This window comes from Komagataeibacter nataicola (assembly GCF_003207795.1).
Lineage (GTDB): Bacteria > Pseudomonadota > Alphaproteobacteria > Acetobacterales > Acetobacteraceae > Komagataeibacter > Komagataeibacter nataicola.
In genome coordinates, this window is record NZ_NIRT01000048.1 from 1 (window position 1) to 17,761 (window position 17,761).

Sequence of the window (17,761 nt, forward strand, 5' to 3'; positions counted from 1 at the left end):
CTCTCGCATACAACTGCAAAAGAATGGCACGGCTTCAGGCAGCATAAGCCGGGTCAGCCTCGGCGTTATCAGCCGCAAAATGCCCAACCCGACAGGCTGTTAGAGGCTGTTTGAAAAAGTCAGGCTCAATAATATCCTGAAATTATAAAAGTTGTTGGTGAAGCTTTTTCCAAAAAGCCTCAGAAGACGCCGCTTTTTTGGAAAAAGGCGACACCCAAAAAACTTTTCTTATTTTTTATCAATGATTTATTTTCAAACAATCTCTTATGGGTTTTAACGGAATTCCGCCCGATATTTTGTCACTGCCGCCTGTGCGCAGGCTTCATCCTTCTCGCCACCGGGCGCGCCAGAAACACCAATCCCGCCAAGGGCCGCGTTATCCGCCACCCGCCGCAACGTCACCCCGCCGGGCACGAACAGCACCTCGGGTATGGTATTGAGCGCGCCATTGGCAGGCCCCGTTACCTTGGCGGCAATCAGTTCGCTGGTGGTGTTCATGTTAAAGGCCAGACCATATGAAAAGGCGGTATAGGCCTTGCGATAGGAGACGGACAGCGATTGCAGCGGCACGCTATCCCCCTTGATGACAGCCTGCTGGTGCCCGCTCGTATCCACCACCGTGGCCGTGACGGAATAGCCCTGCGCGGCACAGGCCCTGACCGCCTCCTGCGCCAGCTGGGCGGCCAGCTGCCAGTCAAGCTTGGGGGTCAGGACAACGTGGCTTTGCGCATGGGCGCCCGGGGCCAGCATGATACAGGTCGCCACAAGCCCCACGCGCGCTGCGTATCGGCACCATTGCATCATTGCGTATTCTCCCCTCACGCACGGGCAGCATGATGCGAAACCCGGCAGGTTACCCGCAACTACAAAAGTGGCCGTACACGCAATGGTGCCTGCCCCATGCCATAACCGGGGCAGGCATGTGCCCTACAGGCCAAGCGTGCGCTTGAGCCCCGCGCAATACGCCTCCATGAACCGGCGCGACAGTTCGGCCTCGGGCACGAACATATCAAATACATGATAGGCGCCCGGCACCACCATCACCTCGGTCGGCACGCCCGATGCCATGAGACGGCGGCTGTATTCCAGGTCCTCGCACAGGAACAGATCCATCGACCCCACGCCAATAAAGGTGGGAGGCAGGCCGGTCAGATCCTTGGCCCGCGCGGCAGCGGCATAGGCCGGAGTATCATCACCACCCGCCGCAGCGCCCAGATAGGCTTCCCATGCGTATTTATTGGCCGAGCGGGTCCAGACAAACTCACCAAAATCAGGGGCAGGATCGACCTTGGTGGCCGTGCGGTCATCAAGCATGGGGTAGATGAGCAGCTGATAGGCCAGCTTGTACTCCTTGCGGTCACGCGCCATGAGCGACAGGGCGGCGCTCAGCCCCCCGCCCGCGCTCTCGCCTGCCACTGCCACCTTGTCACGGTTGATGCCAAGCTGTGCCGCGTTGTCATGCACCCATTTGAGGGCGGCGTAGCAATCCTCGATCGCGGCGGGGTATTTCACCTCCGGCGCAAGGCGGTAATCGACCGATACGATCACGAAGCCCATTTTGCTGGCCAGCACCTGGCATTTGGGGTCATCGACCTCCGGATGGCCCGATACCAGGCCGCCACCGTGAATATAGACCATGGCCGGAGCATTGGGCTGCCGCGTGCGGGGGCGATAGACCAGCACGCGCACATCCGGCGCGCCTGCGGGGCCGGGGATGTATTCTTCCTGGACTTCCACATCCGGCAGGGGCCTGCCTTCGATCAGGCGCACCGATGTCATGAAGAGTTCGCGCACTTCGGGCAGGGAGCGGCCGGACAGGCCATCGAAGGACGGCATCTTCTCCAGAATGGGCAGGAATTCGGGATTGACGACATTTTTGGGCATGGTGAAGGTCCTCTTTCATCACAGGCCACGCTGAGGGGCCTCGATGGAGGAACCGTCACGCACGGCGGCGTGAGCAGCCATGATAAGGATCAAACAATATTGGCTACATCTGAATATAAAATATAAAAATATAGGATTTTTCTATCTATTATATTTTAAAAATAACTTATTTTTAACAAAATTAGATCATATAGAGATAATGAATATGATGGAATTCCATACGAATACAGAACAATATTCAGAAGTCATTCTCATTCATGCTTTCCACAACACTCCTGAACTGATTTTCCACTCCATGAATGGAAACGCGGCATCAAAAAGAGGCCCGGATCCCCTCTTCGGTCAGCCACACAGGGGCGCATTCTGGATACGGGAACCGATCATTAAATGTTTCGGGCAGGATGACTTTCAATTTCCTGATGATTTCATCGCTCCATCAAATATGTCAGCCCGGCTCCGAACCACCGCCTTTGCACCGCGTTTTATGCCGATACCGGAGTTTTATGCTGCTTCACGAGCATAACCCGCTGCAAGACTAAAAAGAACATAAATATAACAAATTGCTGCATAAATTTATTATTTTGTGCAACTTAAAAAAAATAAATCCCAAATGAATTTTTTATGCATATAACATATGCCTGTTATAAACGGGAAAGGATAGCCATTGTCAGACATTACGGCCCTTGTTCTTGATGCTGGCCTCTTTGTTATTTTGCCATGGGGGCTGTGGCGGCTGCTGGGGCGAACAATACCGATTGTTGTCCTGCCCATCCTGCTCGGCATCATTCTGGCCGTCATGCATGCGCCCGTGCAGCGCTTCGGCATTCCTTCCGTCTATGGCGACAACCTTGGCTGGCTGGCCGTTCTGGTGCTGGCCTTTACCGCCGGGCTTGAAATGTGGCAGTCGCCCGATGCCCATGTCTCGGCCCACACCATCCCGGCCCCGCCGCTGGGGCGGCTGCTGGGGGGGGCGGCCGTAGCGCTTGGCGGGCCGTTTGTGGCTGGCTCCCTTCTGGTCTACTGCTTTTTCCTGCCGTTGCATGGCTGGCAGCCACCGCATGTGGGGCCTGTGGTCGGCGCCATGGCCATCGGGCTGTGCATCGCGGTCAGCGCCCTGCCGGTGCTGATCGGCATCGTGCGCGAGCTTGACCCAACCCAGCGCTCCATCGGGCAGCTTGCGCTCAAGCTGGCGGTGGTGGATGACGCGGCGCTGTGGGTGGGGCTGGTCGTGCTGCAATTCGCCGCCCGCGGGCCTGCCGCCCTGCATGGCTGGACCGGACTGGAAGCGGTGGCGGTCGCCCTGCTGGCGCTGCTGGCCTTCGCGGGCAACTGGGCCACGCGCAACATGCCCAATCCGCCTGCCGCCGTCATCTGGCTGGCAGTGCCCATCTATCTGGCCGCAGGCTCATGGGCCAGCATGCAACTGGGACTGCATGAACTGATCGGGGCCTATTTCGCGGGTGCGCTCATGCCGCCGCGCTGGGTGGCCCGCCTGCCGGTGGAACAGGTGGGTACCTTCTCGCTCATCTGGCTCGCCCCCATGTTTTTTGGCCATAGCGGCCTGCACATCAATGGCGATGCGCTGACCTGGCCTTCGGTCATGGCGTCGCTCATGCTGGTGGTGATTTCCGTGCTGGCCAAGATGGCCTCGGTCTATGCCTTCCCGCCCGCGCCCGGCCTGTCACGGCGGCAGGCGCTCAGCGTGGGCGCGCTGTTGCAATGCAAGGGGCTGATGGAAATCGTGGCCGCCACCATCCTGCACGCGCAGGGCATGCTGTCGGACTTCGCCTTCGCCTCGCTCATGGTGCTGGCGGTCATTTCCACCGCGCTGACCGGCCCGCTCTTTCGCCTGTTCGCACCACGCACGCGGGCGGGCGGGCAACTGCGCTAGGTCTGCCCCCTCACACCATCCCGTCCGGGTTTCGCTCCCCAGCAAGAAATAACCGGAATATGGCGCGCACAAACCCAAAGTCTGCGGTCAGGGTCCGGGCATCATACAGATCGCCCAGAACGGGTATCATATCAGGCGCGGTCGTGGCGCAATAAGGTGTTTTAACATCATAATCACCCTCTTCCTCACAGCCGAGCGTGAGGAGACAGGTCTGGCGCTCGCCCCTGACCTGAAGATTGGATAACGTTGCCGGATCATCCAGCCCGACCACACCCGCATGACGTTCCATGCCATCCAGCCGGTCCATCACGTCATCAGGCGATGGATTTTTCATGCTCCCGCCGCTGTCTTCTCCGGGTGCATGAATATTCCAATACAGCCGCATGTTCCGTATTCATGCCTATTCAGGGGTGATGTCATCCAGTCGGTCCACGCGCCACAGCGTGGGAAACATCCGTATCCACAACCCGGTTATGACCAGCGTGCCAAGACCGCCCAGCGCCACGGCCTCGACCGGGCCGATCAGGGTGGCCAGCATGCCGCTCTCGAACTCGCCAAGCTGGTTGGATGACCCGATGAACAGCATGTTCACCGCCGAGACGCGCCCGCGCATGCTGTCGGGCGTGCGCAACTGCACCAGAGCACTCCGCACCACCACGCTCACCACATCCGCCGCCCCCAGCACCGCCAGCGCGATGATGGACACCGCCATCGAGCGCGAGAAGGCAAAGACCACCGTGGCCAGCCCGAATACGGCCACCGCCATGAACATGCGCGCCCCGGCCCGGTAATTGAGCGGTTTCCAGACCATGATGATCGAACACACCACCGCCCCGATGGCGGGCGCACCCCGCAACAGCCCCAGCCCCACCGGGCCGGCATGCAGGATGTCACTGGCATAGACCGGCAGCATGGCGGTGGCGCCGCCGAGCAGCACGGCAAACAGGTCCAGCGATATCGCGCCCAGCATGTCGGGGCGGGCGCGCATGAAATGCGCCACCTCGACAAACGTGGCCAGCGAGAGCGGCGCCCGCGGCCGGGGTGCAAACACCAGCCGTATGCACAGCGTGCCCGCGCAGGCGCTGGCAAACCCCAGCGCGCAGACAAGGTAGCACACCCCTGCCCCCGCCCCGTAAAGCAGGCCGCCCACCGATGGCCCCGTCACCGCCGCCGCCTGGAACAGCGAGGAGGACACCGCCGCCGCGCGCGGAAACACATGGGCGGGCACGAGTGATGGCAGGAAGGTCTGCTGGCAGGGCATCTCGAACGCGCGGGCCGCGCCGAAGACCATCACCATGGCATAGATCATCCACGGCGTGGTCCATCCGCCAAACGCGGCGATGGCCATGAGCAGCGCCGAGAGCGCCTCGATGGCCTGACATGTCACCACGATCACGCGCCTGTTGAAATGGTCCGCCGCATGGCCCGCAGGCAGCAGCAGCCCCGCCATGGGCAGGAACTGCGCCAGCCCCACCAGCGCCAGCGCCGTGGTGCTGTGGGTGAGTGCATAGATCTGCCACCCCACGGCCACGGCCTGCACGCAGGCCGAAAAGGAGGACGCCGTGCGGGCGGCAAGAAAAGCCAGAAGCCCCGGATGGCGGTGCAGCGGCAGGGGGATGGCGGCAGGCGGAGTGGAAGCTGGGGGCATGATGGCTGTATCCTAACAGCAGCACTCGTGGATAGCCTACGCTTTCCCCATCAAAAAAACGCATTCTCCCGTTTGCAAATCCGCCTCAACACGGGCAAAAGCGGTTGCATGACAGACCCTGTAGAGCATGCCACCGTGCCCGGCACACAAGGGGAAGCCCGTGAGTGGCTCGATATCCGGGCCGGCACGGTCGTGGAGGCGCGGCCCCTGCGCGAGATGCGGCCGCACGCCTTCTGGCTCACGATTGATTTCGGCCCTCATCTGGGGGTGCGGTCATCGGTGGTGCAGGTCAATCACCGCTATGTCCCGGCCCGGCTGGTGGGCCGCCAGATATGCGCGGTGATCAATGTGCCGCCCCGGCAGGTTGGCTCCTTCCGCAGTGAAGTGCTGACACTGGGCATGCCCGACAGTAATGGAGAAGCCGTCCTGATCCGCCCGGATGGCCGTGTTCCCGATGGAGGAAAACTTTTCTGATGGCCAAGAGCTACGCAACCGTAACATGGGACCAGCTGCACCGCGATGCCCGCCAGCTAGCCAGCACGCTGATGAACCGTGGCCCCTTCAGGGGCATTGTGGCCATCACGCGCGGAGGCATGATCCCCGCCGCGATCATCGCCCGTGAACTCGACTGCCGCCTGATCGAGACCATCTCCGTCGTGACCTATGACGAGGAAAAGATGGGCGAGGCCAACGTCATCAAGAAAGCCGAGGCCGCCGGTGATGGCGAGGGCTTCGTGATCATTGATGACCTGGTGGATTCGGGCGTGACCGCCCAGCTCGTGCGCAAGCTGCTGCCCAAGGCGGTGTTTGCCTGCCTTTACGCCAAGCCTGCCGGCCGCCCCGTTACCGACCTGTTCGTGGTCGAGGTGCCGCAGGATACGTGGGTGCTCTTCCCGTGGGATACGGCGCCGCTGTTCATTCCGCCGCTGGCCAGCAAATCGGTCGAGAAAGCCTGACCCCTTCCTGCCACTGCGGCCCATTACACGACGTGTTGTTCGCCGCCCCTGCCTGCCCCGCTTGCCCGAGGCTGGCGGGGGCGGTATTTTTTTTGCAAGAATGTGCTTGCCAGAATGGCCCTTGCCCCATAGGTTCCCGCTCGTGGTCGCGGGGCGTGGCGCAGCCTGGTAGCGCGCGTGTTTTGGGTACACGAGGCCCCCGGTTCGAGTCCGGGCGCCCCGACCATATCCAGGGAGTGACAATGCTCATGCGAGCCCGGATTTACAGGCAATCAAAACCCGCTGGCCAGTCTGGCCAGGCCATGACCCATACATGGGTGCTGGATTACGGGCAGAACCGCCCCCGCCATGTCGATTCCCTCATGGGCTGGACTGGCAGCACCGATACGCCATCGCAACTGCAGCTCCAGTTTCCTGACCAGGACAGCGCCATTGCCTATGCCACCACGCAGGGCATTGCGTATGATATCGAGATCCCCGCCCCGCGCCACCGCAGGCCACAGGCCTATGCCGATAATTTCCGGTATGACCGGATACAGAACTGGACGCATTAGGCGCGATCTGGCACAAGAGCAGGCTCGCGCCCTTAGCTCAGTTGGATAGAGCAACAGCCTTCTAAGCTGTGGGTCGCTGGTTCGAATCCAGCAGGGCGCGCCAGATTTCAATGACTTAGCGGCTTAAAAGTTTGCAGGTGGTTTGCAGTGCACCATGGCTCATCCGGCCCCGTTTTGCAGGGCGATCATCAAAGCTGTCCGCAAAAACTTCATTCTTAGCTTAGAGGCTGTTTGAAAAGTCAGGCTCAATAATATCCTGAAATAGGAAAAGTTTTTGGTGAAGCTTTTTCCAAAAATCTTCAGAAGATGTCGTCTTTTTGAAAAAAGGCGACACCCGAAAGCTTTTCTTATTTTTTATCAATGATTTGTTTTCAAACAATCTCTTATAATGCAGCCTGCCTTCCATACACAGCGACGGCAGGCAAATAAAAAGGCCCGGGAACAATCCGGGCCTTTCTGTTTTATCAGGGTCAGTTGGAGCTGTTCTGGTCACCACGACCTTCGCCACCATGACCACCCCAGCCACGATGTTCGCCACCGCGACCTTCACCGCCACCATGGCCGCCCCAACCGCCATTCTGACCACCCTGCTCGCCACCGCGGCCTTCACCGCCACCATGGCCACCCCAGCCGCCATTCTGGCCACCCTGCTCGCCACCGCGGCCTTCACCGCCGCCATGGCCGCCCCAGCCGCCATTCTGGCCACCCTGCTCGCCACCACGGCCTTCACCGCCACCATGGCCACCCCAGCCGCCATTCTGGCCACCCTGCTCGCCACCACGGCCTTCACCGCCGCCGTGGCCGCCCCAGCCACCACGATGCTCGCCACTTTCATTGTGGTTCGAACCATCGAACTGGGCGTGAGCCGCAACCGGCAGGGCAGCACCAAGAGCAAGGGCCAGTACAAATGCGCGTTTCATAATCATTCCTTTACATCGGCATATTGACCCCCAAGACATTGGACTGCGCCGTTATGAATAAAAGGGAAGATCGTGTAACAAAGAGAATCATATCCTCTCGCTGCAATTCAAAATTATTCAGGACTTGAAAAATACACCAAGAACTATTGCTTGCATCATTCTTACATTTACAATGTTAATATATATCATATATTCATTTTTATAACACAAAGCAGCCTGACGGGGCATTCCCCACAGAGCATATATTGTAATTCATCAAATATTTCATGATTTTAGCCATGAAGAATGAAAGCGCGACAGCCCCGACCGTCAGGATGGATGGTCGATCGTGATCGGGGCTGCCATCGCCAGGACACGCATGCTTCTGGCGACAGGCATTTATGCGGAAAATATTCCTAAAAAACTGATAATCAGTCTCGATTCCATCCTTTATTAAAAAAACTGCTTCCCTAGGCAAAGGCGTCAGTTTTTTAACAAATATAGATTTCCTCAAGGTTTTTTAAAAAATCATCCCTGAAAACGCCCTTATCGGCGCGGGCTACTGCCTGCACGCGCTTTGGGAACAGCCCTTAAACTTCAATGCAGGCGAAATGTAACCGGCAGCAGGACATGCGTGCCCGCCAGCGCGTGCCCCTGCGCGGTGCACTGCACCTTGCGCGCGGCGGCGAGGGCCGTACTGTCCAGGTCGTCATAGCCGGTGCTGGATTTCAGGCTGACCTGCGCCACCTGCCCCTCACTGCCCAGAACGACATCAACCATCGCATTGCCTTCCTCATGCATGTGACGGGCCATGGCCGGGTAACGCCAGGCGGGGGGCTTACAATGGGGCGCGGCTGGCGCTGCTGCCGTCTGCGCCATGCCGGGCGCACCCGCTCCGTTCTGCGTTGCCGCAGGGGCTGACCCGACAGGTGCGGCGGTGCTGGAGCGGGCGGGGAGCGGAGCAGACGATGGCCGGGGCCGCGCGGCAGCATGCACATCTGGCGTTACGGCAGGCCGCATGGCAACAGGCGGCGTGGCCATGGCTTTTGGCTGTGGCTGTGGCTGTGGCTGTGGCTGTGGCTGTGGCTGTGGCTGTGGCTGTGGCTGTGGCTGTGGCTGTGGCTGTGGCTGTGGCTGTGGCTGTGGCGTAGCCGCCATGGGGGGCGGAGCAACCCCTGGCCGGTCAAAAAAGACCTGGATGCTGTTTTTTTCAGCAGGCGGCGCGGGCACGGGCGTGCGGGCGGGCAGCAGCCACGCGGCAATCAGGCCGTGGCCCAGCACGGCGGCCATAATGGCCCAGCACGCAAGCCGCCGCCCCCGCCGCCAGCCTGTGGGGCCGGTTGGCGTGACAAGAATCCTGCCTGCCGTTCTGTCCTGCTGCTGCACACTTCCATCCATTGGGGCATGGGCGCGGGCTGCCTTGTCATTTGACAAAAAGCCCCCGACCTCCGAGAACACTCTCCTGTTACCGCCTTATCTTACAACCGCAAAGAACCTGTCCATCATGGGCCAAGCCCGCCACCCCTTCATGCATGACATGCCTGTGATCCGCTGGGTCATGGTGCTGTGCGCGTGCCTGGGGCTGTGGGGCCAGTTGCTGGTTGAAAGCCGCAGCCTGCCCGGCGAACTGCCGCGCGGCACCATCATGCGGCTGACGGGAATCGATATTGCCCCCGTCACCACGCGGGCGGACCGACACGCCACGCCGCCGCATCACCACATGGTGATGGCGGATGGACCAGCCACCCACCAGCATGGTGATACGGCCCCCCACGGCCACGACCATGCCGAAGGCTGCCCGCTCTGCCCGCTCCTGCACCTGCCTGCCCTTGCGCTGGTGGTTCTGCCCTTCCTGCCCCTGCCACCCATGGCATGGGCCACCCACCGGCATGAGCCCCGCCAGCCCCGCGCGCCCCCTCCCATTACGCTGGGGCTGCCCCCGGCCTGCGGGCCACCTTCCATCTCCTGAACCCACGCACTGCCGCAGGCCCTTACGGGCGTGCGCGTTTTTCGTTTTCCTGTTCAGGACATGAAAAGTGACTTCCATGAAAAAAACGGCCGCCCCCCTCGTGGTGGCCGCAGGCGGCTGCATGCTGGCAGCCTCCCTGCACCCTCTGGGCGCGCGCGCCCAGACAACCGTAACCCTGCCCGGCCTCTCGATCGAGGACACGGCGGATAACACCCCCATGGGCGATCGCCTGCTCTCGGCGGCGTCTCCTTCCGCCACGCAGCGAACGGCGGCCAGCCTGAGCAGCCCCGATGCCGCCAGCCTGTTCCGCAACCAGCCCGGCGTCAGCACATATTCCGCAGGCGGGCTTGCCGCGCTGCCCGTGCTCAACGGCATGGCCGATGACCGCGTGGCCACCGTGGTCGATGGCGTGCGCATCGCCTCGGGCTGCCCCAATCACATGAACCCTGCCCTGTCCTTCATCGATCCCGATAGCGTGGACACCGCCACCGCCATCGCGGGCATAACACCCGTGAGCATGGGTGGCGACAGCACCGGCGGCACGATCGATGTCGAGCGCAAGGACCCCCAGTTCGCCAGACATGGCAAGGTGCTCGTGACCGGCCATGTCACCGGCACCTATCGCAGCAATGGCGGCGGGTATGGCGCATCGGGCAGCCTGACGGTGGCGAATGACACGTTCAGCCTGCGCTATAACGCCTCCTACGCGCAGGCGGGCGATTACAGGGGCGGCGGCGATGCGGGGCTGGTGCGCTCGACAAGCTACCTGACCTACAACCACGCCGTGACCTTTGGCGTGCACAAGGGCAACCACCTGCTGGCGCTGACCTTTGGCCAGCAGGACACCCCGCATGAGGGTTTCGCCAACCAGTACATGGACATGACGAACAACCGCTCCACCTTCGTCAACGGCAAATATCTCGGTACGTTCGACTGGGGCGAACTCGAGGCGCGTGGCTACTGGCAGCGTGAGGACCACGCGATGGACTTCCTGCCCGACCGCGCCAAGACAACCCACATGCCCATGAACACCAATGCCCGCATGGCAGGCTACAGCATCAAGGCCACGATCCCGCTGGCAGAAGGCCAGACCCTGCGGCTGGGCAGTTCGTTCGACCATTCCGGGCTCAATGACTGGTGGCCGCCGGTTGCGGGCAGCATGATGATGGGGCCGGACACCTATCACAGCATCAATAACGGCCACCGCGACCGGCTGGGCCATTTTGTGGAATGGGAGGCTGCCTGGACCCCGCGCGTGACCACACTGCTGGGCTTTCGCAATGATCTGGTCATGATGAATACCGGCCCGGTTTCGGGCTACTCGTCCACCATGAGCATGATGAACATGGCCAACATCAACGCGGCCAATGCCTTCAACACCACCGACCGGGGCCGGACGGACGTGAACTTCGACGTGACGGCGCTGGTGCGCTGGAAGCCGCGCCGCGACCTGACCATCGAGGGCGGCTACGCCCGCAAGACCCGCTCGCCCAACCTGTATGAGCGCTATGCCTGGGGGCGCTCGGCCATGGTCACGAGCATGATCAACTGGTTTGGTGATGGCAACGGCTACGTGGGCAACCCCGACCTCAAGCCCGAGGTGGCCAATACCGCCTCCATTACCGCCGACTGGCATGACCCCGATGGCGACCGCTGGGACCTCAAGATCCAGCCTTACTACACCTACACCCACGACTACATAAACGCCTACCGCATTGCCAGCGCGGGGCTGTTCAGCACGCTGGGCTTCACTAACCACAATGCACAGAGCTACGGCATCAACGGATCAGGCAATTACCGGCTGTGGCAGAATGCCCGCTTTGGCCGGGGCGAGATCGTGGCCAACCTCAACTGGGTGCGCGGGCAGGACCTGACCAACGGCGCGGGCCTGTACCACCAGATGCCCACCAACGGCAGCGTCACGCTTAACGAACGGTGGAAGAACTGGAGCGGCCGGGTCGAGATGACTTTCGTCAAGGCCAAGGACACGGTGGACTGGGTGCGCAACGAACCCCGCACCCCCGGCTATGCCCTGCTGGGGCTGGGCGGGCAGTATCACTGGCGCTACATGACGCTCGATGCCAGCATCGACAACGTGCTGAACCAGAAATACGAGCTGCCGCTGGGCGGCTGGGCGCTGGCCGATTATGCCGCCACCGGGAGCCTGCGGGCCCTGCCCGGCATGGGCCGGTCGTTCAATGTGAGCCTGACGGCAAGCTTCTGATAACCGGGGCGGGGCGGGGCATCAGCCGCGCGTCCCGCCTTTGCCGCCCTGCGTTTCCACCGTGGCGGGCGGCGGCGGCGCGCGACCGGGCGCCATCTGGCCAAACCAGGCCAGCACCGGGCGCAGGCAGATGGCAAACATGATCCCTCCCGCCACGACACCTGCCGCCGCCGCTCCCTCCAGCCGCCATAGCCGGGTCATGCCATAAACCAGCGGCAGGTAGGTCAGGGTTACGATGATGCGGGCCCTGAGCACGCGCGAGACCTGTCCGATCACGGTCAGCAGCGGCTCGAGCGGCACGATGCCCAGACCCAGCACGGCACTGCCCAGCATAAGCATGATAAGGTGGCGGCCCCCATGCCAGTGCACATGCAGCATCCATGTCAGCAGGATGTTGCCCATCAGCACCGCAACACCCATGAGCACTATGGAAAAACCGCCAATCGTCAGGAACAGCTGCATGGTCACGCGCTTGATGCCGTACCAGTCCTGTTTGTCACGCAGGCGGATGAATTCGGGATAGAGGGCCGGCACCATGAGCTGCGCGGGCTTGGCAATACCCTCGCCAATCTGACGCGAAACGCGATAGACGGCAGCATCGGCCGGGCCAAGCAGGCCACCCACCAGCAGCGTGCCGAACTGGTTGAAAACCGAACTCAGCACATGGTTGCCGCTCGTGGAAAGGGTGAAACGCCATATGCCCGGCGCGTCGCCTTCCGCCAGGCGAGCAAACGGGTTGAAGCGGATGCCGCCCACGCGCCGCAGTTGCAGCAGACCCAGCGCCGTGCTGGTGAGAAACATGGTCAGCTGCGTCATGCTCCACACCAGCAGGTAATAATCCAGCCCCATATGGTACAGGAAGCCCAGCCCCGACCCCACGGTGCGCACCATCGTGCCCGACAGGTCAACCAGCATGTTCAGCCAGAAGGAATTGCACAACCGGAACACACCCGCCGACCAGGAAAAATTCATGAATGCGATGGTGGTCATATACACCATGGCCGCGCCCTGGTCCGCCGCAGGCCAGCCCATGGCGGTGCCGAACAGCGCCACCCCCAGCGTGCCCACCAGCCAGCCAACACCGCCACTGAGGTAATCGGCACGCACGCAGAACGCCAGCACGCGTGAGAACTGCGCGCGCCGCCCGTTGGTGAACGGCTCGGTGCCATAATGCAGCAGCGGCTGCCATGACTGCAGGTGCGTGGCGGTCGAGATCGCCACGCCGAACGCAGTGACCAGCATGAGCACGCCAAAGCGCGACAGCCCCAGCGCCCGCACCGCCCAGGCGATGTAGAGGAAGCTGCATATGGCGTTGGTCGCGCGCCCTGCGATCAGGAATCCCGTATTGCCAAAAATACGTTTGAGCGCATTGCCTGATTCAGTCGCCATGGGCCACCACACGCACAGATACCCGCGCCCGGTGCAAAACCGGACACGTTCCTACAGAACAACAGGAGGAAACGATGGCGCAGGCTCCCTTGGTTCAATAACGGTCACCGGCCGGAAGGGGCATCCGGGCGGGCCACGCGGGGCACTCTAGTGCGCCCGGCCCCCGCGGGCTAGTCCCCGCCCGCACTGATTGCGACTGCGAGGCAACCGGAACACACGCCAGCGCCCAGCCCATGGCCATGAACAGCCACCCCGCCGTGGGCTGGGTCAGGAACGAGCTTGTTGACTGGAACGGCCAAAGCACCACCACGCATGTCACTGCCAGCATCAGCCGCTGCGGGTCGCGCATGGCCGTTGCCGCAGCCACGCCGCGCCACGCCCGCGCCAGCACGCACGCGGCAAAGGCAGCAAACAGCACCATGGCCGGCACGCCCCCCATGGTGCCCATGAGCAGGTAAAAGTTATGCGGATGCAGGTTGCACCCCACGGCCGCTCCATGCACGCCCTCGCTCACCCCGAGCCATGGCAGGCCATGAAAATACGCCGGATCGGGACAGGCGGACCGGAACCCGTCAAACCCCAGTCCGAACAGGGGATGGCGCTCGATCATCACACCCGCGCGGATGAACAGCATGCCATACGGGCTATCGGCAAAGCCCTGCATGTGCGCCACGAAGTTGAGCACCAGCTTGTGATAGGCCTGCGGCGCCAGCAGCGGCGACAGGGCCACGGCCCCCGCCCCCAGCACGACCGTCGCCCCCACCACGGCGCGCAGGCGCGGCACCAGCAGGCCGCACAACCCCATGGCCAGCAGCAGGCGCAAAAGTGGCATGCGCTGGGCAATCAGCACCATGGTCACCACCAGCCCCGCCAGCAGCACCCCGGCCACGAGCCGCCCCCGCGCGCCCTCACGCCGCGAGAGGTCAATGACCAGCGGGAACAGGCCCGGCAACGCCGTCATGACCAGCGCGTGCCCCGCGCGCGGGGCCCATAACGGACCGAGCAGCGCGCCATCCGCCCACCGTCCGTACCCCATGAAATTGCGCCCGCACAGATATTGCTGCCAGCACCCCGCCACCAGCCACACGGCCACCGCCCCATAAGCCCGGGCCAGCACCCGGCGCGTGCGGGGATCGGGCAGGATCCAGCTCTGGAGGGCGGCGATAAAGATAAAATACCGCACGAACGCTGCCGCCTGTGTCACGCCATGCCCCGCAAGAAGGGAGGCCAGCACGATCTGCGCCCACAAAAGCCCGGCCGCCGCCACCCAGCCCTGCCGCAGCCAGCCCCAATCCCGCCACAGCAGGCAGTGGGCCGCAAACAGGACCGCCACGGTGGTCATGACAATTTCCGCAGGCGCCAGGGCATAAAGCAGCAGCAGCGGCATGGGGATGACCAGCCCGATGGCGATCCGCCGCATCCATTGCTCACCGTGATGCATTCACCCTGCCCATCATGCCTGTGTCCGCGCCCGGTGTATCGCACCGGCCTGCGGAAAACAAAATGGATCGCACGCTCTCCACCCTCAGGTTCCGCATTGCATGCCATGCCGCCTGCACAAACTCCCGCCCGCCTGCCGCGTTCAGCCGATATTCACCGGAGGTCACGATGCGCCTGATCCCCTGCTCCCTTGCCGCTCTGGCCATGATCCTGTCGCTTGGCGGCTGTGTTGGTCCCGATCCGGCACGCCATAATGATGAGGGCATGCAAGCCCCCGCACCCCCGAGCGTCAGCCGTTCGGCGCACGCTGACAGCAGGCCGTGATAAAATTTTAGGGTGTCGACTTTTTCCCGAAAAAGTAGCGTTTTCCGAAGCTTTTTGGAAAAAGCTTCGCCAAAAATTTCTTCTGGATGAAGAATCCCGGTTTGTAAGGAAGGCTTTTTTCAGACGCCATGATGTATGTACTGTATCGCGGGGGATGCGGCCCATCATATAGACCACGATGATGCTTATCATCTGCCCCCTTTTTGGCTAAGGGACGAATCATGAGCAAAGACACACCGAATCTTCTCTCGCCCAGCCCGGTCTACAAGCCCTTCCGCTACCCCTGGGCGTATGAGGCATGGCAGACCCAGCAGCAGTTGCACTGGCTGCCCGAGGAAATTCCCCTCGGCGATGACGTGAAGGACTGGAACAACAACCTGTCCGAAACCGAGCGTTATCTGGTCACCCAGATCTTCCGGCTGTTCACCCAGCAGGATACCGAGGTCGAGAACGCTTACATCGACCTGTACATGCCCCGCTTCAAACCAACTGAAGTGCGGATGATGCTCTCGGCGTTTACGAACATGGAAAGCATCCATCAGGCCGCCTATTCCCACCTGCTCGACACCATCGGCATGCCGGAGACGGAATACGCAGCCTTCCTCGAATATGAGGAAATGGCCGCCAAGCATGAGTTCCTCAAGCGCTTCAACATGGAGGACCACTACAACACGGCGCTCTCCATGGCCGTATTCGCCGGCTTTACCGAGGGGCTGCAGCTTTTTGCATCCTTCGCCATGCTGCTCAACTTCCCGCGCCATAACCTGATGAAGGGCATGGGCCAGGTCGTGACATGGTCGGTGCGCGACGAGAGCCTGCACGTTGAATCCATCACGCGCCTGTTCAAGACCTACATGCAGGAGTTCGGCCACCAGATCGACAAGCCTGCCGTGGCCGCCGCCATCCATACCGCCTGCCGCGAGATCGTGACCAACGAGGACCGCTTCATCGACCTCGCCTTCCGCATGGGGCCGGTACAGGGGCTGAGCGCCGACGAGGTCAAGCAGTATATCCGCTTCATCGCCAACCGCCGCCTGATCGGCCTCGAACTCGACCCGATCTATGACGTGCCGAGCAATCCGCTACCGTGGATTGACGAGATGATGAACGCGGTGGAGCACACCAACTTCTTTGAAAACCGCGCCACCGAATACAGCCGCGGCGCGACGCAGGGCACGTGGGACGAAGCCTTCGCCTGAGGTCCCGCGCCGCGGCCATTTGATTGACCTGGCTTATGGGCCTACACCCGCCCGTGAAGCCACCAGGGAGACTGAAACGATGAAAATCAGCGCACGCAACCAGATTGCAGGCACGATTACGGGCATTACCAAGGGTGCGACCACATCGCATGTCACGATTGATGTGGGTGGCAACACCATTACCGCCTCGATTACAAATGAAGCCGTGGCCGATCTGAACCTGAAGGTTGGTGAAAAGGCGACCGCCATCATCAAGGCATCTGATGTGATGGTGGGCGTCTGACCCCCTTTCCTGTTTCCGGGCCATCCGCAGGATGGCCCGGTTATCGGTCCTGAATATGTCGAGACAAATGCGGAAAACGGCCCCATGTCCTATACGCCTGAAGACATTGAACGGCTGGCCAGAAAGATCTTTCACCTGCACTACCCGGACCGGCAATGGGCCATCGGCGCAGCTCCCCACGCCGCCACGCTGGAAGAGCAGGAACGCTTCCGCACCCTGGCTCATGAACAGTTATCGGGCCTGCATCCGTATTAGGTCAGCCGGAATGGCGACGCACAGAAGTGCTATCGGGTCAAACAGGTCCGATAACAGGAACTGTGCAGGAAAACCGGGATGCGGAGAGCTCTTTCATCTGTAGAGCTGCATGAAGCGGCATGGCGGATCGACCCCCCACATTTCACCCTGATGCACGGGCAGGCTCCATTCCCCACCTACTTTTTCCAATATTTCCAGAAATATTTATCGATCATTTACTCTGCATAAAAAAACAATACATCTCCATTTATTTTTTATTTATGAAATTTTATCAGAATATATGAAATTATATTGGAGTTTTGTCTATAAATACGATGAATAAGACTTTTATAAATACCACCTCATAATTAATAACTATTATGTACTGAACATAAATAAATTATTGCGTAATAACTGTTATAGACACCTAAATTACGGTATTATTAAAAATTAATCCCCATAACTATTAATGAATATGAAATTTATTAAAAATTCAACATGACAGATTCAAATAAATCACCCACTTGGCGCCACGAAAAATCTGAGGGGCTTGACGTGCCCCCCTTTTTGTTACCACTCAAAAGGAGAGTTCCCGTTTTTTATGGCTTTGGGTTGATGGGATGACAAGTGTCTCGGGGGCATGGCTGAGAGACGTGAACAGCGTCTCGTTGAGGCATTCATCCCTCAACCGGCCGTTGAAACTTTCGACAAAGCCGTTCTGTTGCGGTTTCCCGGGGGCGATATAGTGCCATTCAACCTTCATCTCACCGGCCCATTTCAGGATGGCATGGGATGTGAACTCCGTACCGTTGTCGCTGACAATCATGAGGGGTTTGCCATATCGTTCCACCAGGGCCGTCAGTTCCC

21 protein-coding genes, 2 tRNA genes and 1 pseudogene are annotated in these 17,761 nt (G+C 60.8%); 15 read left to right on the top strand and 9 right to left on the bottom strand.

The window, feature by feature from the left end:
* Window positions 1-273: 273 nt before the first annotated feature.
* Together CDI09_RS15990 and CDI09_RS15995 are read right to left on the bottom strand one after the other, a co-directional pair.
* Window positions 274-750 carry a GlcG/HbpS family heme-binding protein gene (locus CDI09_RS15990; protein WP_110571430.1) on the bottom strand — a complete coding sequence of 159 codons (477 nt, stop codon included), beginning with the start codon at window positions 748-750 and terminating at the stop codon, window positions 274-276.
* 177 nt (window positions 751-927) lie between these two features.
* On the bottom strand, window positions 928-1,884 hold the full coding sequence (locus CDI09_RS15995) for an alpha/beta hydrolase (protein ID WP_078524367.1): 957 nt from the start codon (window positions 1,882-1,884) through the stop codon (window positions 928-930).
* 79 nt (window positions 1,885-1,963) lie between these two features.
* On the opposite strand from CDI09_RS15995, the gene CDI09_RS17950 reads away from it, so the two are divergent.
* Both CDI09_RS17950 and CDI09_RS16000 read left to right on the top strand, forming a co-directional pair.
* A complete protein-coding gene (locus CDI09_RS17950) occupies window positions 1,964-2,407 on the top strand; it encodes a hypothetical protein (protein ID WP_146220928.1) in 444 nt (147 codons plus the stop codon).
* 141 nt (window positions 2,408-2,548) lie between these two features.
* Window positions 2,549-3,775 carry a cation:proton antiporter gene (locus CDI09_RS16000; protein ID WP_078524368.1) on the top strand — a complete coding sequence of 409 codons (1,227 nt, stop codon included), beginning with the start codon at window positions 2,549-2,551 and terminating at the stop codon, window positions 3,773-3,775.
* Between the two features lie 10 nt (window positions 3,776-3,785).
* Here the strand turns inward: CDI09_RS16000 and CDI09_RS16005 are convergent, their stop codons facing one another.
* Both CDI09_RS16005 and CDI09_RS16010 read right to left on the bottom strand, forming a co-directional pair.
* Window positions 3,786-4,160 (bottom strand): DUF6911 family protein, encoded by a 375-nt coding sequence (locus tag CDI09_RS16005; RefSeq protein WP_110571428.1) that lies wholly within the window; start codon window positions 4,158-4,160, stop codon window positions 3,786-3,788.
* 15 nt (window positions 4,161-4,175) lie between these two features.
* On the bottom strand, window positions 4,176-5,423 hold the full coding sequence (locus CDI09_RS16010; protein WP_078524370.1) for an MFS transporter: 1,248 nt from the start codon (window positions 5,421-5,423) through the stop codon (window positions 4,176-4,178).
* A 108-nt stretch (window positions 5,424-5,531) separates the two neighbouring features.
* On the opposite strand from CDI09_RS16010, the gene CDI09_RS16015 reads away from it, so the two are divergent.
* The 5 genes from CDI09_RS16015 to CDI09_RS16035 all read left to right on the top strand — a co-directional run bounded on the left by CDI09_RS16015 (window position 5,532) and on the right by CDI09_RS16035 (window position 7,036).
* Window positions 5,532-5,897 (top strand): tRNA-binding protein, encoded by a 366-nt coding sequence (locus CDI09_RS16015; RefSeq protein ID WP_078524371.1) that lies wholly within the window; start codon window positions 5,532-5,534, stop codon window positions 5,895-5,897.
* Window positions 5,897-6,379, top strand: a complete 483-nt coding sequence (gene gpt / locus CDI09_RS16020; protein WP_061276358.1) for a xanthine phosphoribosyltransferase — start codon at window positions 5,897-5,899, stop codon at window positions 6,377-6,379. The genes CDI09_RS16015 and gpt overlap by 1 nt, the downstream gene beginning before the upstream one ends.
* 149 nt (window positions 6,380-6,528) lie before the next feature.
* Window positions 6,529-6,605 (top strand) — tRNA-Pro (locus tag CDI09_RS16025).
* 22 nt (window positions 6,606-6,627) lie between these two features.
* A complete protein-coding gene (locus CDI09_RS16030) occupies window positions 6,628-6,933 on the top strand; it encodes an ETC complex I subunit (protein ID WP_170120507.1) in 306 nt (101 codons plus the stop codon).
* A 26-nt stretch (window positions 6,934-6,959) separates the two neighbouring features.
* Window positions 6,960-7,036, top strand: a tRNA-Arg gene (locus CDI09_RS16035).
* Between the two features lie 117 nt (window positions 7,037-7,153).
* Here CDI09_RS16035 and CDI09_RS18325 read toward each other — a convergent pair.
* Window positions 7,154-7,459: a hypothetical protein gene (locus tag CDI09_RS18325; protein ID WP_170120508.1), complete on the bottom strand. Its 306-nt coding sequence runs from the start codon at window positions 7,457-7,459 to the stop codon at window positions 7,154-7,156.
* Here CDI09_RS18325 and CDI09_RS18905 point away from each other — a divergent pair.
* A complete protein-coding gene (locus CDI09_RS18905; protein ID WP_170120509.1) occupies window positions 7,443-7,880 on the top strand; it encodes a hypothetical protein in 438 nt (145 codons plus the stop codon). The two genes, CDI09_RS18325 and CDI09_RS18905, sit on opposite strands and share 17 nt — an antisense overlap.
* A gap of 549 nt (window positions 7,881-8,429) precedes the next feature.
* Here CDI09_RS18905 and CDI09_RS18685 read toward each other — a convergent pair.
* The gene (locus tag CDI09_RS18685) at window positions 8,430-8,852 is read right to left on the bottom strand and encodes an energy transducer TonB (RefSeq protein ID WP_249034046.1); all 423 of its coding nucleotides are present in this window, start codon (window positions 8,850-8,852) and stop codon (window positions 8,430-8,432) included.
* On the opposite strand from CDI09_RS18685, the gene CDI09_RS18690 reads away from it, so the two are divergent.
* The 3 genes from CDI09_RS18690 to CDI09_RS16055 all read left to right on the top strand — a co-directional run bounded on the left by CDI09_RS18690 (window position 8,823) and on the right by CDI09_RS16055 (window position 12,025).
* A complete protein-coding gene (locus CDI09_RS18690) occupies window positions 8,823-9,263 on the top strand; it encodes a hypothetical protein (protein ID WP_249034047.1) in 441 nt (146 codons plus the stop codon). The genes CDI09_RS18685 and CDI09_RS18690 overlap by 30 nt on opposite strands.
* Window positions 9,264-9,336: 73 nt before the next feature.
* Window positions 9,337-9,801 (top strand): DUF2946 family protein, encoded by a 465-nt coding sequence (locus CDI09_RS16050; RefSeq protein ID WP_249034048.1) that lies wholly within the window; start codon window positions 9,337-9,339, stop codon window positions 9,799-9,801.
* Window positions 9,802-9,868: 67 nt separating this feature from the next.
* On the top strand, window positions 9,869-12,025 hold the full coding sequence (locus CDI09_RS16055; RefSeq protein WP_078524374.1) for a TonB-dependent receptor: 2,157 nt from the start codon (window positions 9,869-9,871) through the stop codon (window positions 12,023-12,025).
* A gap of 21 nt (window positions 12,026-12,046) precedes the next feature.
* Here CDI09_RS16055 and CDI09_RS16060 read toward each other — a convergent pair whose 3' ends face one another.
* Both CDI09_RS16060 and CDI09_RS16065 read right to left on the bottom strand, forming a co-directional pair.
* Window positions 12,047-13,414: a lipopolysaccharide biosynthesis protein gene (locus CDI09_RS16060; protein WP_078524375.1), complete on the bottom strand. Its 1,368-nt coding sequence runs from the start codon at window positions 13,412-13,414 to the stop codon at window positions 12,047-12,049.
* Between the two features lie 94 nt (window positions 13,415-13,508).
* On the bottom strand, window positions 13,509-14,834 hold the full coding sequence (locus tag CDI09_RS16065) for an O-antigen ligase family protein (RefSeq protein ID WP_249034049.1): 1,326 nt from the start codon (window positions 14,832-14,834) through the stop codon (window positions 13,509-13,511).
* 188 nt (window positions 14,835-15,022) lie between these two features.
* Here CDI09_RS16065 and CDI09_RS18335 point away from each other — a divergent pair, with 188 nt between their 5' ends.
* The 4 genes from CDI09_RS18335 to CDI09_RS18340 all read left to right on the top strand — a co-directional run bounded on the left by CDI09_RS18335 (window position 15,023) and on the right by CDI09_RS18340 (window position 16,915).
* A complete protein-coding gene (locus tag CDI09_RS18335) occupies window positions 15,023-15,178 on the top strand; it encodes a hypothetical protein (RefSeq protein WP_167370171.1) in 156 nt (51 codons plus the stop codon).
* A 221-nt stretch (window positions 15,179-15,399) separates the two neighbouring features.
* Window positions 15,400-16,377, top strand: coding sequence for a ribonucleotide-diphosphate reductase subunit beta (locus CDI09_RS16075; protein ID WP_078524377.1), 978 nt, complete (start codon window positions 15,400-15,402; stop codon window positions 16,375-16,377).
* A 79-nt stretch (window positions 16,378-16,456) separates the two neighbouring features.
* Complete coding sequence (locus CDI09_RS16080) at window positions 16,457-16,660, top strand: TOBE domain-containing protein (protein ID WP_078527677.1); 204 nt, start codon at window positions 16,457-16,459, stop codon at window positions 16,658-16,660.
* Window positions 16,661-16,744: 84 nt separating this feature from the next.
* A complete protein-coding gene (locus CDI09_RS18340; protein ID WP_167370172.1) occupies window positions 16,745-16,915 on the top strand; it encodes a hypothetical protein in 171 nt (56 codons plus the stop codon).
* Between the two features lie 616 nt (window positions 16,916-17,531).
* Here the strand turns inward: CDI09_RS18340 and CDI09_RS16085 are convergent.
* Window positions 17,532-17,761: pseudogene (locus tag CDI09_RS16085) on the bottom strand (integrase core domain-containing protein); the annotation flags it as partial.

Coding starts and splice junctions, on each gene's coding strand:
- CDI09_RS16075 (WP_078524377.1), top strand. CDS start 15,400: ATGAGCAAAGACACACCGAATCTTCTCTCGCCCAGCCCGGTCTACAAG.
- CDI09_RS16010 (WP_078524370.1), bottom strand. CDS start 5,423: ATGCCCCCAGCTTCCACTCCGCCTGCCGCCATCCCCCTGCCGCTGCAC.
- CDI09_RS18340 (WP_167370172.1), top strand. CDS start 16,745: ATGTCCTATACGCCTGAAGACATTGAACGGCTGGCCAGAAAGATCTTT.
- CDI09_RS18685 (WP_249034046.1), bottom strand. CDS start 8,852: ATGCGGCCTGCCGTAACGCCAGATGTGCATGCTGCCGCGCGGCCCCGG.
- CDI09_RS16050 (WP_249034048.1), top strand. CDS start 9,337: ATGGGCCAAGCCCGCCACCCCTTCATGCATGACATGCCTGTGATCCGC.
- CDI09_RS16065 (WP_249034049.1), bottom strand. CDS start 14,834: ATGCGGCGGATCGCCATCGGGCTGGTCATCCCCATGCCGCTGCTGCTG.
- CDI09_RS16060 (WP_078524375.1), bottom strand. CDS start 13,414: ATGGCGACTGAATCAGGCAATGCGCTCAAACGTATTTTTGGCAATACG.
- gpt (WP_061276358.1), top strand. CDS start 5,897: ATGGCCAAGAGCTACGCAACCGTAACATGGGACCAGCTGCACCGCGAT.
- CDI09_RS16030 (WP_170120507.1), top strand. CDS start 6,628: ATGCGAGCCCGGATTTACAGGCAATCAAAACCCGCTGGCCAGTCTGGC.
- CDI09_RS18335 (WP_167370171.1), top strand. CDS start 15,023: ATGCGCCTGATCCCCTGCTCCCTTGCCGCTCTGGCCATGATCCTGTCG.
- CDI09_RS18905 (WP_170120509.1), top strand. CDS start 7,443: ATGACCACCCCAGCCACGATGTTCGCCACCGCGACCTTCACCGCCACC.
- CDI09_RS18690 (WP_249034047.1), top strand. CDS start 8,823: ATGCACATCTGGCGTTACGGCAGGCCGCATGGCAACAGGCGGCGTGGC.
- CDI09_RS16005 (WP_110571428.1), bottom strand. CDS start 4,160: ATGCGGCTGTATTGGAATATTCATGCACCCGGAGAAGACAGCGGCGGG.
- CDI09_RS17950 (WP_146220928.1), top strand. CDS start 1,964: ATGATAAGGATCAAACAATATTGGCTACATCTGAATATAAAATATAAA.
- CDI09_RS15990 (WP_110571430.1), bottom strand. CDS start 750: ATGCTGGCCCCGGGCGCCCATGCGCAAAGCCACGTTGTCCTGACCCCC.
- CDI09_RS16015 (WP_078524371.1), top strand. CDS start 5,532: ATGACAGACCCTGTAGAGCATGCCACCGTGCCCGGCACACAAGGGGAA.
- CDI09_RS16080 (WP_078527677.1), top strand. CDS start 16,457: ATGAAAATCAGCGCACGCAACCAGATTGCAGGCACGATTACGGGCATT.
- CDI09_RS15995 (WP_078524367.1), bottom strand. CDS start 1,884: ATGCCCAAAAATGTCGTCAATCCCGAATTCCTGCCCATTCTGGAGAAG.